The sequence below is a fragment of the Rhodopseudomonas palustris genome, from assembly GCF_034479375.1.
In the GTDB taxonomy this organism is placed as follows: Bacteria; Pseudomonadota; Alphaproteobacteria; order Rhizobiales; family Xanthobacteraceae; genus Rhodopseudomonas; species Rhodopseudomonas palustris_M.
This window is the reverse complement of sequence record NZ_CP140155.1, coordinates 696,254-711,346: the sequence shown is the minus strand read 5'-3', so window position 1 is coordinate 711,346 and position 15,093 is coordinate 696,254. Positions and strand designations below refer to the sequence as shown.

Sequence of the window (15,093 nt, the reverse complement as noted above, 5' to 3'; positions counted from 1 at the left end):
GAGGCCACCGCTTCGCGGTGGCGCCTCAGGATGACGGTGAGCGCGTGGTTGCCCTCGCTTAGTTCTTGCTCTTGTCCACGAGCGCGCCCTTCTTGATCCAGGGCATCATCTCGCGCAGCTTGGCGCCGACTTCCTCGATCGGGTGGGCGGCGAGTTTGGCGCGGGTGGCCTTGAACGAGGTCTGGTTGACCTTGTTCTCGAGCATCCAGTTGCGGGTGAAGATGCCGTTCTGGATGTCGGCGAGCACGCGCTTCATCTCCGCCTTGGTCTCGGCGGTGACGATGCGCGGGCCGGTGACGTATTCGCCGTATTCCGCGGTGTTGGAGATCGAGTAGTTCATGTTGGCGATGCCGCCTTCATAGATCAGGTCGACGATCAGCTTCACTTCGTGCAGGCACTCGAAATACGCCATCTCCGGCGCGTAGCCGGCTTCCACCAGCGTTTCGAAGCCGGCCTTGATCAGCTCGACCAGGCCGCCGCACAGCACCACCTGCTCGCCGAACAGATCGGTCTCGCACTCTTCCTTGAACGAGGTCTCGATGATGCCGGCGCGGCCGCCGCCGATCGCCGAGGCGTAGCTGAGACCGAGGTCGTGGGCGTTGCCCGACGGATCCTGGTGGATCGCGATCAGGCTCGGCACGCCGCCGCCGCGCTGATATTCCGAGCGCACGGTGTGGCCCGGGCCCTTCGGCGCGACCATCAACACGTCGAGATCGGCGCGCGGCTCGATCAGGTTGAAGTGGACGTTGAGGCCGTGGGCGAACAGCAGCGCCGCGCCCTGCTTCATGTTGTCGTGCAGGTGGTCGCGATAGATCTCGCCCTGCAATTCGTCGGGCGTCAGCATCATCATCACGTCAGCCCACTTCGCGGCCTCGGCGACTTCCATCACCTTGAAGCCGGCGGCTTCGGCCTTCTTGGCCGTGGCCGAGCCCTTGCGCAGCGCGATCGCGACGTCCTTGACGCCGGAATCCTTCAGGTTCAGCGCGTGGGCGTGGCCCTGGCTGCCATAGCCGACGATGACGACCTTCTTGCCCTTGATCAGGTTCAAATCGGCGTCGCGATCGTAGTAAACTCGCATTCTCGTTCCTCTCTTCGGCGGCCCGTCCCGCCCCCTGCTGTGGTGATCGGGCCAGTCCCGGCCGACCGTGAAATTGCTGCCGGTTTCTAGGGCGCTAGGTGCCCTGAGACAAGCCCGCAGCGGTGTTTTGTGGCCGCGGCATGGCTGCCGCACTGCGAAGCCGGGGCGCCTACGACTTTCAGGCGGTCTCCGGCAGCGCCGGCCGGGCGCGGCCGAACAGCAGCATGATGGCGAGGCCGGCGACAACGATCAGCATCCCGGCCAGCCGCAGCGGGCCGAAGGTCTCGCCGAACACCAGGCTGGAGGCCCCCGCCCCGATGAACGGCACCAGCAGCGCGAACGGCACCACCTGGACGGCGCTGTAGCGCTGCAGCAGCCGGCCCCAGATCCAGTAGCCGATCGTGGTCGAGCCGATCGACAGCGACAGCATCGCCGCCATCACCCCCGGCGACAGACCGCTCACCTCCCGCCAGATCGCCGGGCCGCCATCGGCGGCGAAGGCGGCGAGCGCCAGCGGCGGCAGCGACACCAGGCTGATCCAGGCGAACAAATCGAGCATCGGCACGTCGCGGGCCTGTCGCAGCAACAGGTTGGTGAAGGCGAAGGCGATCGGCGCCGTCATGGTGACGGCGAAGGCCAGGAAGGTGAAATCGTAGCCGACGGTGAAGCAGATCATCAGCAGGCCGCAGGCCGCCACGCCGATGCCGATCAGTTGCACCCGGGTCGGCCGCTCGCCGAGCAGCACCGCAGCAAACGCAATGGTGAACAGCGCCTGGCTCTGCACGATCACCGCGGTGAGCCCCGCCGGCACGCCCTGCGACATGCCCCAGCTCTGGGTGAGATATTGCCACACCAGCAGCAGGCTGATGCCGATCCAGATCGACCAGGCGAGCTTCGGCCGCGGCAGCAGCAGGCACGGCAGCGCGGTGATGGCGAAGCGCAGCAGATTGAGCACCGTCGGCGACATCTCGGTCAGCGCATAGCGCGTGAACACGAAGCCCAGCCCCCAGATCAGCGCAACGACGAGCGCGAGCGCGATGTCGGCTGGCCTCATGATGTCTCCGCCCTGAATCGGCCGCGCGTTGCGCGCGCCGTTGCCGGGTTCGTAGCCGATCCCGCGCTGATGCGTCACCCGCCGTCCGCGCGGAACAGCCTCCCGCGCGACGATGGCGCGACCGGAACGGCGGAACCAAGGCCGGCACAGCCGGTTGCCTCGGTTGAGCCGGCGGCCGCGACTGCGGCCGGCGAAATCACCAGGAGAGCTTCCCCCATGACCCTTATTCCGCACAACGCACTGATCGTCGTGGCCGATGGCGGCGGAGCGATTCTGCTTCGAAACACCGGCAAACCGGCCAGCGTTGTGCTGCGCGAAGAACGCAGGCTGGCGCCGGAAAATCTCGATGACGACGGCCCGTCGGGCTCGCGCCCCGAGGATCAGACCCAGAGCCAGACCGACGAAGCCACCTTCGCCAAGCAGCTCAGCCTGCTGATCAACAAGATGAAGCTCGCCGGCGAGTTCGACAGTCTGGTGCTGATCGCCGACCCGCAGACGCTCGGCCAGATGCGCCCGATCCTGCACAAGACCGTCGAAGCCTCGCTGATCCGCTCGCTGGCGAAGGACTACACCAACAGTTCGTTCGACGACATCGCCGAGGCGATCGCGGCGTAGCTCCCCCGCTTACATCCCCTCCGCGCCGCGGCCGATCGCGGCGACGCCGGTGCGGACCACTTCGACCAGGCCGAGCGGCCGCATCAGTTCGATGAACTGATTGATCTTCGACGTGTTGCCGGTGATCTCGAACACGAAGCTCTCGGTCGAGGCATCGATCACCCGGGCACGGAACGCCTCGGCGAGCCGCAGCGATTCGACGCGGTGGTCGCCGGTGCCGCGCAGCTTGACCATTGCCAGCTCGCGCTCGATCGAGCGGCCGGTCAGCGTCATGTCGACCACGCGATACACCGGGACCATGCGGTCGAGCTGATTCTTGATCTGCTGGATCACCATCGGCGTGCCGGTGGTGACGATGGTGACGCGCGACAGATGTTTCTGGTTCTCGGTCTCCGAGACGGTGAGGCTCTCGATATTGTAGCCGCGCCCCGAAAACAGCCCGATCACCCGCGCCAGCACGCCGGGCTCGTTCTGCACCAGGACGGACAGCGTGTGGGTCTCGTTCGGGTCGTGGCGATCTTCCATGAAATAGGCGGATGCGGGCTGGGTCATTGTGGCGTTCTCAGGTTTGAGCCGAATTATTCTTGGCCGTCATTCTGTTGTTTGCCGTCATTGCCGGGCTTGACCCGGCAATCCATCCGCTTCGGAAAGTCGATTTTGCGAAGAGCGATGGATGCGCGGGTCGAGCCCGCGCATGACGCCGTCAATGTTGCGAAGCGGTGCGCGACGCCATCATCCTCACACCAGCGCCTTGCCGCCGGCGAAGGCCGCCGCGGTGGCTTCGTCGGTGGCTTCCGCCGGCAGCAGCATTTCGTTGTGGGCCTTGCCAGACGGGATCATCGGGAAGCAGTTCTCCAGCGCGGCGACGCGGCAGTCGAACAGCACCGGCTTGTTGACCTTGATCATGTCCATGATGGCGCCGTCGAGATCGGCCGGCTTGGTCACCTGCATGCCGACGCCGCCATAGGCCTCGGCGAGCTTGACGAAGTCCGGCATCGCCTCGGTGTAGGAATGCGACAGCCGGTTGCCGTGCAGCAATTGCTGCCACTGCCGCACCATCCCCATGTACTGATTGTTGAGGATGAAGATCTTGATCGGCAGTTCGTACTGCACCGCCGTCGCCATCTCCTGCATCGTCATCTGCACCGAGGCGTCGCCGGCGATATCGATCACCAGCGAATCGCGATGCGCGACCTGGACGCCGAGCGCCGCCGGCAGGCCGTAGCCCATGGTGCCGAGCCCGCCCGAGGTCATCCAGCGCTTCGGCTGTTCGAAGCCGAAGAACTGCGCCGCCCACATCTGATGCTGGCCGACTTCGGTGGTGATGTAGGTGTCGCGGCCGCGCGTCGCCTCGTACAGCCGCTGGATCGCGTATTGCGGCATGATCAGGTCGTTGTTCTTCTTGTACGCCAGCGAATTGCGCGCGCGCCAGGTCGCGACCTGCTGCCACCACGGCTTGATGTCGGGCTTCTTCGCCTCGGCCTTGAACACCGCGAGCAGATCGGTCAGCACGCTGGCGACGTCGCCGATGATCGGCACGTCGACGCGGATGTTCTTGTTGATCGACGACGGGTCGATATCGATGTGGATCTTCTTGGCGGTCGGCGCGAACGCGTCGGTGCGGCCGGTGATGCGGTCGTCGAAGCGCGCGCCGATGCACAGCATGACGTCGCAACCGTGCATCGTCATGTTGGCTTCGTAGGTGCCGTGCATGCCGAGCATGCCGAGCCAGTTCTTGCCGGACGCCGGATACGCGCCGAGCCCCATCAGCGTCGAAGTGATCGGGAAGTCGGTGACCTCGACCAGTTCGCGCAGCAGGCGGCACGCCTCGTCGCCGGAATTGACCACGCCGCCGCCGGAATAGATCACCGGCCGCTTGGCGGCGGCGAGCATCGCCACCGCCTTGCGGATCTGGTTCGGATCGCCCTTGGTGACCGGCTTGTAGGAGACGTGGACGTCGTCCTTGCGCGGCGGGTGATAGGTGCCGGTGGCGAACTGCACGTCCTTCGGCACGTCGACCACGACCGGGCCCGGACGGCCGGAGGTCGCGACGTAGAACGCCTCGTGCAGCACGCGCGCCAGATCCTTGATGTCCCGCACCAGCCAGTTGTGCTTGGTGCACGGCCGGGTGATGCCGACGGTGTCGCATTCCTGGAAGGCGTCGTTGCCGATCAGGTGAGTGGGAACTTGTCCGGTGATGCAGACGATCGGGATCGAATCCATCAGCGCATCGGCGAGCGGCGTCACCATGTTGGTGGCGCCCGGGCCCGAGGTCACCAGCACGACGCCCGGCTTGCCGGTCGAGCGCGCATAGCCCTCGGCGGCATGGCCGGCGCCCTGCTCGTGGCGGACCAGGATGTGCTGCACGTCGGACTGCTGGAAGATCTCGTCATAGATCGGAAGCACCGCGCCGCCGGGATAGCCGAAGATGTGCTCGACGCCGTGATCCTTCATCGCGCGGACGATCATCGCGGCGCCGGTCATCTGGTTGGGATCGTGGCTGGTGCTGTCGCTCATGGTGGGCTCCGGGGGCGCCGTCTGGCGCTGACGTTCGGGTGGTTCGGACAGGTTCGGGTCGAAAGCGTTCGGACAATAAAAAAGGGCCCCAGAAAGGCCCTCAGCGCACCGTCCGTTCGCGGGATGGACTCTAGCCATCCCCGGCGGTGCGCCTGGGTACGATGACGAGAAGCAGATCGGTAATTTTGTGTCGCATGTGGCCAGCTCGGCTTCCCAAAGGTTGCGCGGGACCATACCGCTCAAACTTCCAATGTCAAGGCGGTGAAACGCCGTAAGGATCAAACCTTAGCCGGATTTCGGCGCCCTCGCGAGCGGTAAATAGGTGCAGGCGGGTGCGATTGATAGCCGGGTCATTCCGGGGCACGCGCAAAGCGCGTGAACCCGGAATCTCGAAGTTCGGCGCACTCGGCATGCCTCCACAACATCGAGATTCCGGGTTCGCGCGTTTCACGCGCGCCCCGGAATGACATCCTCCAGCGCCCTCCCCGCCTCCTCCGGCGTCACCCAGCGAAACTCCGGTAACTGGTGCCGGAACCAGGTGAACTGCCGCTTGGCGTAGTGCCGCGTGTCGGCGGCGCCGATGACGGCGGCCTCGTCCAGCGACAGTTCTCCCCGCAGATGCCGGATCAGCGCCGGGACGCCGTGGGCCTTCATCGCCGGCAGCAGCGGATCGAGATCGCGCGCGGCCAGCGCCGCGACTTCGTCCAGCGCGCCGGCCCGCAGCATCGCGGCGAATCGGGCGTCGATCCGGGCGTACAGCGCCTCCCGCTCGGGGGCGAGAAACACCGCGGTAACGCCGTCTAGCGGCAGCAGCGGCGGCGAGGCCTCGCCATGCCAGTCGGCCAATGGCCGACCGGTCGCCAGCACCACCTCCAGCGCCCGCGCAATGCGCGAACGATCCGCCGGCGCCAGCCGCTCGGCTGCGGCCGGATCGTGCCGGGCCAGTTCGGCGTGCAACGCCGCCACGCCGTCGCGGTCGAGCCGCAGCCGGACCGCGTCGCGGACCTCGGCGGCAACCGGTGGCACCAGAGACAGCCCGCGGGTCAGCGCCTTGAAATACAGCCCGGTGCCGCCGATGAAGATCGGCAGCCGGCCCGAAGCGCGCGCCTCGGCCAGTGCCCCGGCCGCCGCCTCGACATAGGCGCCGGCGGAGAAATTCACCGCGGCGTCCACCGTGCCATAGAGCCGATGCGGGACCAGCGCCTCCTCGGCCGGGGTCGGCCGGGCGGTGATGATCCGCAGATCGCGGTACATCTGCATCGAATCGGTGTTGATGATGACGCCGCCATGCGCCTGCGCCAGCCGCAGCGCCAGCGCCGACTTGCCGCTGGCGGTCGGCCCTGCGATAAGCACGGCCGCCGGCTTTTGCCCCTGCTCCGGAACCGTTTTCCCCATGTCGCTCGTCGCCACGCTCATCTGCAATCCGAACAGTCCCGCGCTGGATTCCACCGTGCTCGAAGGCGCGCGCGCCGTGCTGCCGCAGCCGAATGCCGCGGTCTGGCTGCACGACGAGGTCGCCGCCGACATCAGCTTCAGCAGCGACGAAACCCCCCTGGCCCTCGCCGACCGGCTGCGCGAAGCACGCGGCGATCTGCCGATCGACGTCGTGGTGCAGCCTCTCGCCACAAGGCGCAAGAAGCTTTTTCTCGCCGACATGGATTCGACCATGATCGGCCAGGAGTGCATCGACGAACTCGCCGACTTCGTCGGGCTGAAGAGCCACGTCGCCGCGATCACCGAACGCGCGATGCGCGGCGAGATCGAGTTCGAGCCGGCGCTGCGCGAGCGCGTGGCGCTGCTGAAGGGGCTTTCGCTCGACATCATCGACAAGGTGTTGGCGACCCGCATCACGCTCAATCCCGGCGGCCGCGCGCTGGTGCAGACGATGCGCGCAAACGGCGCCTATACCTGCCTCGTCTCCGGCGGCTTCACCCAGTTCACTCACGCGGTGGCGGAGCGCCTCGGCTTCGCCGAGCATCGCGCCAACGAATTGCTGAGCGAGGACGGCATGCTCACCGGCCGCGTCGCCGAGCCGATCCTCGGCCGCGAAGCCAAGCTGGCGACGCTGCTGGAACTGCGCGAGGCCGACGACCTCGACGCCATCGACACGCTGGCGATCGGCGACGGCGCCAACGACCTCGGCATGATCCAGGCCGCCGGCCTCGGCATCGCCTATCACGCCAAGCCCGCCGTCGCCGCCAGCGCCCACGCCCGCATCGACCACGCCGACCTCACCGCACTGCTCTACGCGCAAGGCTACAAGCGCAGCGAATTCGTCGGCGATTAGTATGCTCAGCAGTCCGTAGGGTTGGCAAAGTAGCGCAGCGACGCACCCACGCGAGACAAACACGCTCTTTTTCCCGCGGCGCACCTCCTCTCGTTCGTCATTCCGGGGCGCGAGCGCAGCTCGCGAACCCGGAATCCATAACCCCGGTCGACGCGTTGAGGCACGGCCTGACAGGCGGCCTGCCGACTACGCAACGACGGTGGCTATAGATTCCGGGGCGCGCCGACGCGCGTGACCGCGCGTCGGCGCGCCCCGGAATGACGAACGCGAAGGCATGGGTGGATCGGCGAGCGCCGCAATCCTTCGTTGCATCGCTTGACAACATTCCTATTATGATTATAGTCCGCATCGTCCTGTCCGTGAGGGGCGCTTCGCGAGGCGTCGTACAAGCGGGACAGATCGGCGGGCCGGGCAACCGGTCCGGAACGATGGTTCGATCAAGCCGGCGCTGTGCCGGTGGAATCGGATTGATGCGGCGTCCTGCGCGTTGCGGTTCGCACCCGCGCGTCCGGGAGGCTTCGGGTACCCGTCCGGGCCTACTACGAGGCTCTGCGACTTGTTAGTTCGCTGGACGGGGGCAGGTGAAGGCGGCGTAATCCGCCGGATCCGTGGGGTTTCATTACCCTTGCCTGTCCCCGGAAGCACGGGCCTGACAGCCTAAAATCGCCGCAGGTGGGCGCGCCGACGAGGCGTCGCGCGATCCTTCGCAAGAAGTGATCGCGAGAACCACCACAACCCGCGCCACGCGGCGCGCCCCCACCCCTCGCTGTGACAGCGACGGGTGCACAGCTCGGGCTCGGCAGAGCCGCGAGAGCAAATCGTCGTGGCTGTTTGACAATCGAATCGAAGCCCACGATGAGGCGGATTGCGACGACGCCCGCGAAGGCGCATCACGCTCTTCCGTCATCTCCCGTCACCGGCCAGGCGGCGCACCAGTTTTCCGCATGGTCAACGCCGGGTTAACGCCGACGCGCCCGGCCGCGACGCATTGTCCGCAAAAGCGAGCACAACCTCCAGCCGCATACCACGTTCGGCGCTGCGCGGACGCTGTGTGACCGCCGCCACTTAACATTTTCTCAGCAAGGCGTCCGCATAGTCGCAACCTGAACAGACAGACCGGACGAGCTCAATCCATGGTAGAAACTAAGTCCCAGCCGGCGTTCGGCAAGATCATCTCGGTGCGCGGGTCGATGGCGCGCGCCGGGCTGATGCCCGAAAGCCGGCTGTCGCCCGCCGCGTTGCGCGCCACGGTCGGACGTTTCATCAGCATCCGCACCGCGACCTCGACCATCATCGCGATGATCACCGAGGCGACGAGCGAGAACATCTCGCCGAACGAGCCCCATATCGCGATCGCGTCGGTCGATCTGCTCGGCGAAATCCTGCCCGGTCCGGTGCGCGCGAAGTTTCAGCGCGGCGTCACCAACTATCCGACGATCGGCGACGCTGTCGAACTGATCTCGAGCGAAGATCTGCGCATCGTCTACGCGCCGACCGGCTCCGACCAGATCAATGTCGGCATGCTGCAGCAGGATCCTTCGGTGATCGCCTATGTCGACATCGAGGAAATGCTGTCGAAGCACTTCGCCGTGCTGGGCTCCACCGGCGTCGGCAAATCGAGTGGCGTGTCGCTGCTGCTCAACGAAATCCTGAAGTCGCGGCCGGCGCTGCGGATCTTCCTGCTCGACGTCCACAACGAATACGGCCGCTGCTTCGGCGACAAGGCGCTGGTGCTCAATCCGCGCAATCTGAAGCTGCCGTTCTGGCTGTTCAATTTCGACGAGATCGTCGACGTGCTGTTCGCCGGCCGCCCCGGCGTGCCGGAAGAACTCGACGTGCTCGCCGAAGTGATCCCGATCGCCAAGGGCCTGTATGTGCAATACACCAGCGCCGACCGGCTCGGGCTGAAGCGGGTCGATCCGAAATCGGTCGGCTACACCGCCGACACGCCGGTGCCGTATCGCCTGGTCGACCTGATCTCGCTGATCGACGAGCGCATGGGCAAGCTCGAGAACCGCTCGTCGCGCATCATCTATCACAAGCTGATCTCGCGCATCGAGACGGTGCGCAACGACCCGCGCTACGCCTTCATGTTCGACAACGCCAATGTCGGCGGCGACACCATGGCGGAGGTGATCAGTCATCTGTTCCGGCTGCCGGCCAATGGCCGCCCGATGACGATCATGCAGCTCGCCGGCTTCCCGGCCGAAGTCGTCGACTCGGTGGTGTCGGTGCTGTGCCGGATGGCGTTCGACTTCGGGCTGTGGAGCGACGGCGTCTCGCCGCTGCTGTTCGTCTGCGAAGAGGCGCATCGCTACGCCAGCGCCGATCGCGCGATCGGCTTCGGCCCGACCCGCAAGGCGGTGTCGCGGATCGCCAAGGAGGGCCGCAAATACGGCGTCTATCTCGGTCTGGTGACGCAACGCCCGGCCGAACTCGACGCCACCATCCTGTCGCAATGCAATACGCTGTTCGCGATGCGGCTCGCCAACGACCGCGATCAATCGCTGCTGCGCTCGGCGGTGTCGGACGCGGCCGCCAATCTGCTGTCGTTCGTGCCCTCGCTCGGCACCCGCGAAGTGCTGGCGTTCGGCGAAGGCGTCGCGCTGCCGACGCGGCTGCGCTTCAAGGAAGTGCCGCCGCAGCAATTGCCGCGCTCGGAAGCCGCGACCTCGACGGTGCCGTCGACCGCCGCGGGGCACGACATGCACTTCGTCAGCGCCGTGCTCGAACGCTGGCGCGGCGCCACCTCGCACCGCGACGTGCCGAATGATCCCGGCACGATCGAACGTCCGCTGGCCCGCACGGTCGAAGCGCCGATGTTGCAGCCGTCGCTCGGGCTCGATCCCGACCGCTTCTCGCTGCTGAAGAAGCCGCTGCGCTGACGCAGTGCAACATCGCGCGCGCTTTGCCGCGCGCGCGCCGATCGCCTAAGCTCCGCGCAGCGCATGTCGCGCCTTGCGGAACCTTCGATGACATCAGCAGCCGTCTCCCGTTTTCCCGTCCCTGCGCTTGCCGATATGCCCGACGACATCCGCACCCGGATCCTCGGCGTGCAGGAGAAGTCCGGCTTCGTGCCGAACGTGTTTCTGTCGCTGGCCGGCCGGCCGGACGAGTTCCGAGCCTTCTTCGCCTATCACGACGCGCTGATGGAGAAGGACAGCGGGCTGTCGAAGGCCGAGCGCGAGATGATCGTGGTCGCGACTTCGGCGGCCAATCAGTGCCAGTATTGCGTGATCGCGCACGGCGCGATCCTGCGCATCCGCGCCAAGAATCCCCGGATCGCCGACCAGATCGCCGTCAACTATCGCAAGGCCGAGATCACCGAACGGCAGCGGGCGATGCTCGACTTCGCCATGAAGGTGAGCCGCGAGGCCGAGCGGGTCGGCGACGCGGATTTCGATACGCTCAGGGAACACGGCTTCGGCGACGACGACATCTGGGACATCGCAGCGATCGCGGCGTTCTTTGCGCTGTCCAACCGCATGGCCAATGTCACCGGGATGCGGCCGAACGACGAGTTCTATCTGATGGGACGGCTGCCGAAGTGATGACGCTGCCGATCGCAGCGGGAGCCTGATGCTGTGCTGCCGTGGTGGGATTCAAATGCGTCTCGTCGGGTCGCGCGAGGCACAGCGCGCGACAAACGCACTTCCGTCAAGTTGCGGAGTTTGCCTCGCGACCTACATCCACTAGGATAACCGATCGAACAATCTCGCCGCCGCGAGGGCCGGCCGCCATGAAAAACCACCGCCTCAGCCTCCCCGACGACGACCACCGCGTGCTGCCGTTCCGGCCACGGAGGACGGGCCCCACCGCCCATGTCGGGAAACTCCCGCCGGTCCAGAACGATCTGGCCGCCTACGAGCGCGGCCACGACGAATCTCAGGACGATTTCCGTCACCGGATGCTGACGAACATCGCCGCGCTGGCCTTCACCATCGTATTGACGGCGGTCGGGTTCTGGCTCGCCACCAGCATCGCCGACCTGCGCAAGACACAGGATTGCGTATTGATGGGCCGAAGCAATTGCGCGCAGATTGCGACGCCGCCGGGCTGATTCCCTGAAACCGGCACAAATGGGCCAAAGCCGGGCCAAAGGGGCTGTGGCCCACGTGCCATTGAACTCGGGGCAGCGCTCCGTTATACGGGCATTCACCTGTCGTCACGACCACCGCCGCGCTCGACGTGGGCGGCCATTTCCGACACAATTTCAAAGGCTTAATGATGACTTCCACATTCGATCGGGTGGCCACCATCATCGCGGAAACCTGCGACATCCCGCGCGACACGATCACCCCGGAAAGCCACGCGATCGATGATCTGGGGATCGACAGCCTGGACTTCCTCGACATCGCCTTCGCGATCGACAAGGCGTTCGGTATCAAACTGCCGCTCGAAAAGTGGACCCAGGAGGTCAACGACGGCAAGGCGACCACCGAACAGTATTTCGTCCTGAGCAATCTCGCCGCCCGCATCGACGAATTGGTCGCCGCCAAGGGCGCGTAGTGGCGGTTCGAAAGCCGCCCGCGCCATGAACCTCGAATATTTCCATCTGATCGATCGGATCGCCGAGCTTCGTATCGAGCAACGCAGCATCACGGTCGAAGCGCTCGTACCCCAGACGAGCACGATCTTCGAAGGTCATTTCCCCGGCTATCCGCTGATGCCGGGCGTGCTGCTGATCGAGACGATGGCGCAGACATCGGGCTGGCTGCTGATCGCGCTGATGCAGTTCCAGCGCATGCCGTTTCTCGCCGCGGTCAAGGAAGCCAAGATGCGCAGCTTCGTCACGCCCGGCGAGACGCTGTCAGTCGAGGCCACGGTGATCCACGAGGGCTCGGGCTACACCATGACCGAAGCGAACATCAAAAGCGGCGGCAAGCTGGCGTGCAACGCGACGCTGACCTTTCGCCACGTGCCCTTCCCTCATCCGGATCTGCGCGGGCACATGGAAGTGATGGCCAGACAGATCGGATTTCCGGAGCAGATGATCCATGGCTGAGACGTCGCACAAACAACCTGTGGAAGCCTGGATCACCGGCATCGGTCTCGCGACCTCGTTGGCCGAAGGCCTCGACGCGCATTGGGACGTGCTGGCGCAGCGCCGCGTCAACGTCGACACCACCGGCTTTGCGCCCTACATCGTGCACCCGCTGGCGCCGCTGAGTTTCGACAAGCAGATTCCAAAGAAGGGCGATCAGCGCCAGATGGAAGCCTGGCAGCGGATCGGCACCTATGCGGCCGGCCTCGCGCTGGATTCGGCGGGGATCAAGGGCAACACCGAGATCCTGTCGCGGACCGACATGATCGTCGCCGCCGGCGGCGGCGAGCGCGATCTTTCGGTCGACTCCGCGGTGCTCAACTCCGAGGCCCACGGCGATTCTCCGCCCGGCGCGCTCAACGAGCGGCTGATGAACGACCTGCGGCCGACGCTGTTTCTGGCGCAGCTTTCCAACCTGCTCGCCGGCAACATCGCCATCGTCCACGGCGTGACCGGCTCGTCGCGCACCTTCATGGGCGAGGAAGAAGCCGGCGTCGACGCGGCGAGAATCGCGCTGGCGCGCATCGCCGCCGGACAGAGCGACATCGCGCTGATCGGCGCCGCGCAGAACGGCGAGCGCAAAGACCTGCTGATGCTCTACGAATTCGGCGACTTCAATCTCAAGGACAACTACGCGCCGGTGTTTTCGCGCGGCGACAAAGGCGGGTTCGCGCTCGGCTCCGGTGGCGCCTTCCTGGTGATCGAATCGAAGGCGCATGCCGAGGCGCGCGGCGCCAAGCCCTATGCGCGGCTGACCAATGTCGTCGCCGACATGTCGCGCCGGCGCGCGCCGGGCGACGTCACCGTTTCGATGGACAAGCTGTGGGCGCAGCTAGGCCCGTTGCACGACAACGCCGCGATCATCACCGGCGCGACCGGCGCTGAGCCGGCGACGGCTGAAGAAGCCGCATTCCTGCGGGCGCATGCCGCTCATCCGGTCCGCGCGACGGGCACGGCGTTCGGGCACGTCATGGAAGCGCAGTTTCCGCTCGGCATCGCACTCGCGGCGCTGTCGCTGTCGCGCGGCGCGCTGTTTCCGGCCAACGATCCGAGCGGGCTGGAGATTGAAACCGCGACGGCCCCGGACCAGATTGTGGTGGTCGGCGCCGGCCATTGGCGCGGCGAAGGCATGGCGCTGGTCGAGGCCATTCGGTGAGCTCGACCGACCGAGCGAGGGGAACGCGATGACCGCGACGCACGACAAATTCGGCAGGCCGATCGTGGTCGTCACCGGCATGGGCGTGGTGACATCGCTCGGCGCCGGCAAGACCGACAATTGGTCCAAGCTCACCGCGGGCGAATCCGGCATCCGCACCATCACGCGGTTTCCGATCGACGGCCTGAAAACCACGATGGCCGGCACCGTGGATTTCGTCCCGGTGGAGCCGTTCTCCTCCACCGTGCTCGGCGAAAAGCTCGCCGACATCGCCACCGAGGAAGCGATCGCGCAGGCCGGCATCGGCCGCAAGGGCGACTTCCCCGGCCCGCTGTTTCTCGCCGTGGCCCCGGTCGAGCTCGAATGGCAGCCGCGCCAGGAACTGGCGCGCGCCACCGGCGCCAACACCGCGATCGACTACGACGCCCTGCTCCGCGTCAGCGGCGGCGGACGGTTCACGCACTATCACCGCCGCTTCCAGTTCGGCTCGGTCGCCGATCATCTCGCCGAAACGTTCGGCACCAAGGGTTCGCCGATCTCGCTGTCGACCGCCTGCGCCTCGGGCGCGAGCGCGATCCAGCTCGGCGTCGAGGCGATCCGCCGTGGTGAAGCCGACGCCGCGCTGTGCGTCGCCACCGACGGCTCGGTCAACGCCGAGGCGCTGATCCGGTTCTCGCTGCTGTCGGCGCTTTCGACCCAGAACGACCCGCCGCAGGCCTCGGCCAAGCCGTTCGCCAAGAACCGCGACGGCTTCGTGATGGCGGAAGGCGCCGGCGCGCTGGTGCTCGAAAGCTACGAATCCGCGGTGGCGCGCGGCGCGGCCATTCTCGGCGTCGTCGCCGGCTGCGGCGAACTCGCCGACTCGTTTCACCGCACCCGCTCGAGCCCCGACGGCAAGCCGATCATCGGCTGCATCAAGAAGACGCTCGCCGACGCCGGCCTCGGCGTCGAGCAGATCGACTACATCAACGCCCACGGCACCGGAACGCCCGAAAACGACAAGATGGAATACAACGGCATCTCCGCGATGTTCGGCGAACGCGCCTCGACGATTCCGGTGTCGTCGAACAAGTCGATGGTCGGCCACACTTTGTCCGCCGCCGGCGCGGTCGAGGCGATCTTCTCGCTGCTGACGCTCGAGCATCAACGGATTCCGCCGACCATCAATTACGACGTGCCGGATCCGCTGATCCCGCTCGACGTGGTACCGAACAAGGCGCGCGACGCCCGCGTCACCGCGGTGATGTCGAACTCGTTCGGGTTCGGCGGCCAGAACGCTTCCCTGATCCTGACGCGCGAGCCGGTCTAGCCGCGTCAGGACGCAACTGCTTCGGACACGATT

General features: G+C 66.2%; 14 protein-coding genes. 9 read left to right on the top strand and 5 right to left on the bottom strand.

The features are described 5' to 3' along the window. Positions 1-58: 58 nt before the first annotated feature. Both ilvC and SR870_RS03110 read right to left on the bottom strand, forming a co-directional pair. Positions 59-1,078, bottom strand: coding sequence for a ketol-acid reductoisomerase (gene ilvC / locus SR870_RS03115; protein ID WP_322516589.1), 1,020 nt, complete (start codon positions 1,076-1,078; stop codon positions 59-61). A gap of 178 nt (positions 1,079-1,256) precedes the next feature. Then, a complete protein-coding gene (locus SR870_RS03110; RefSeq protein ID WP_322516588.1) occupies positions 1,257-2,132 on the bottom strand; it encodes an EamA family transporter in 876 nt (291 codons plus the stop codon). Between the two features lie 216 nt (positions 2,133-2,348). On the opposite strand from SR870_RS03110, the gene SR870_RS03105 reads away from it, so the two are divergent. Continuing rightward, positions 2,349-2,747: a host attachment family protein gene (locus tag SR870_RS03105; protein ID WP_322516587.1), complete on the top strand. Its 399-nt coding sequence runs from the start codon at positions 2,349-2,351 to the stop codon at positions 2,745-2,747. Positions 2,748-2,756: 9 nt separating this feature from the next. On the opposite strand, the gene ilvN is transcribed toward SR870_RS03105, so the two are convergent. From ilvN to miaA, 3 genes are all read right to left on the bottom strand, one after another. Beyond that, the gene (gene ilvN, locus SR870_RS03100; protein WP_322516586.1) at positions 2,757-3,299 is read right to left on the bottom strand and encodes an acetolactate synthase small subunit; all 543 of its coding nucleotides are present in this window, start codon (positions 3,297-3,299) and stop codon (positions 2,757-2,759) included. A gap of 186 nt (positions 3,300-3,485) precedes the next feature. Then, positions 3,486-5,264, bottom strand: coding sequence for an acetolactate synthase 3 large subunit (locus tag SR870_RS03095; RefSeq protein ID WP_322516585.1), 1,779 nt, complete (start codon positions 5,262-5,264; stop codon positions 3,486-3,488). A 447-nt stretch (positions 5,265-5,711) separates the two neighbouring features. Further along, positions 5,712-6,659 (bottom strand): tRNA (adenosine(37)-N6)-dimethylallyltransferase MiaA, encoded by a 948-nt coding sequence (miaA, locus tag SR870_RS03090; RefSeq protein ID WP_322516584.1) that lies wholly within the window; start codon positions 6,657-6,659, stop codon positions 5,712-5,714. On the opposite strand from miaA, the gene serB reads away from it, so the two are divergent. The 8 genes from serB to SR870_RS03050 all read left to right on the top strand — a co-directional run bounded on the left by serB (position 6,658) and on the right by SR870_RS03050 (position 15,060). After that, positions 6,658-7,551, top strand: coding sequence for a phosphoserine phosphatase SerB (serB, locus tag SR870_RS03085; protein WP_322516583.1), 894 nt, complete (start codon positions 6,658-6,660; stop codon positions 7,549-7,551). The genes miaA and serB overlap by 2 nt on opposite strands. Before the next feature lie 1,133 nt (positions 7,552-8,684). Then, positions 8,685-10,436 carry an ATP-binding protein gene (locus tag SR870_RS03080; protein ID WP_322516582.1) on the top strand — a complete coding sequence of 584 codons (1,752 nt, stop codon included), beginning with the start codon at positions 8,685-8,687 and terminating at the stop codon, positions 10,434-10,436. 87 nt (positions 10,437-10,523) lie between these two features. Further along, positions 10,524-11,102 carry a peroxidase-related enzyme gene (locus tag SR870_RS03075; protein WP_322516581.1) on the top strand — a complete coding sequence of 193 codons (579 nt, stop codon included), beginning with the start codon at positions 10,524-10,526 and terminating at the stop codon, positions 11,100-11,102. A gap of 188 nt (positions 11,103-11,290) precedes the next feature. Further along, complete coding sequence (locus SR870_RS03070) at positions 11,291-11,611, top strand: hypothetical protein (RefSeq protein ID WP_322516580.1); 321 nt, start codon at positions 11,291-11,293, stop codon at positions 11,609-11,611. 167 nt (positions 11,612-11,778) lie between these two features. Next, entirely contained in the window at positions 11,779-12,060 is a 282-nt protein-coding gene (locus SR870_RS03065; RefSeq protein WP_011442233.1) for an acyl carrier protein, read from the top strand. A gap of 25 nt (positions 12,061-12,085) precedes the next feature. Then, positions 12,086-12,556, top strand: coding sequence for a 3-hydroxyacyl-ACP dehydratase FabZ family protein (locus SR870_RS03060; RefSeq protein ID WP_322516579.1), 471 nt, complete (start codon positions 12,086-12,088; stop codon positions 12,554-12,556). Next, positions 12,549-13,751 (top strand): beta-ketoacyl-ACP synthase, encoded by a 1,203-nt coding sequence (locus tag SR870_RS03055; RefSeq protein WP_322516578.1) that lies wholly within the window; start codon positions 12,549-12,551, stop codon positions 13,749-13,751. Before SR870_RS03060 ends, SR870_RS03055 begins: the two co-directional genes overlap by 8 nt. 28 nt (positions 13,752-13,779) lie before the next feature. Beyond that, a complete protein-coding gene (locus SR870_RS03050) occupies positions 13,780-15,060 on the top strand; it encodes a beta-ketoacyl-ACP synthase (protein ID WP_322516577.1) in 1,281 nt (426 codons plus the stop codon). Positions 15,061-15,093 lie beyond the last annotated feature (33 nt).

Coding starts and splice junctions, on each gene's coding strand:
- SR870_RS03070 (WP_322516580.1), top strand. CDS start 11,291: ATGAAAAACCACCGCCTCAGCCTCCCCGACGACGACCACCGCGTGCTG.
- ilvC (WP_322516589.1), bottom strand. CDS start 1,078: ATGCGAGTTTACTACGATCGCGACGCCGATTTGAACCTGATCAAGGGC.
- SR870_RS03095 (WP_322516585.1), bottom strand. CDS start 5,264: ATGAGCGACAGCACCAGCCACGATCCCAACCAGATGACCGGCGCCGCG.
- serB (WP_322516583.1), top strand. CDS start 6,658: ATGTCGCTCGTCGCCACGCTCATCTGCAATCCGAACAGTCCCGCGCTG.
- SR870_RS03105 (WP_322516587.1), top strand. CDS start 2,349: ATGACCCTTATTCCGCACAACGCACTGATCGTCGTGGCCGATGGCGGC.
- SR870_RS03060 (WP_322516579.1), top strand. CDS start 12,086: ATGAACCTCGAATATTTCCATCTGATCGATCGGATCGCCGAGCTTCGT.
- miaA (WP_322516584.1), bottom strand. CDS start 6,659: ATGGGGAAAACGGTTCCGGAGCAGGGGCAAAAGCCGGCGGCCGTGCTT.
- SR870_RS03065 (WP_011442233.1), top strand. CDS start 11,779: ATGACTTCCACATTCGATCGGGTGGCCACCATCATCGCGGAAACCTGC.
- SR870_RS03050 (WP_322516577.1), top strand. CDS start 13,780: ATGACCGCGACGCACGACAAATTCGGCAGGCCGATCGTGGTCGTCACC.
- SR870_RS03075 (WP_322516581.1), top strand. CDS start 10,524: ATGACATCAGCAGCCGTCTCCCGTTTTCCCGTCCCTGCGCTTGCCGAT.
- SR870_RS03055 (WP_322516578.1), top strand. CDS start 12,549: ATGGCTGAGACGTCGCACAAACAACCTGTGGAAGCCTGGATCACCGGC.
- SR870_RS03080 (WP_322516582.1), top strand. CDS start 8,685: ATGGTAGAAACTAAGTCCCAGCCGGCGTTCGGCAAGATCATCTCGGTG.
- ilvN (WP_322516586.1), bottom strand. CDS start 3,299: ATGACCCAGCCCGCATCCGCCTATTTCATGGAAGATCGCCACGACCCG.
- SR870_RS03110 (WP_322516588.1), bottom strand. CDS start 2,132: ATGAGGCCAGCCGACATCGCGCTCGCGCTCGTCGTTGCGCTGATCTGG.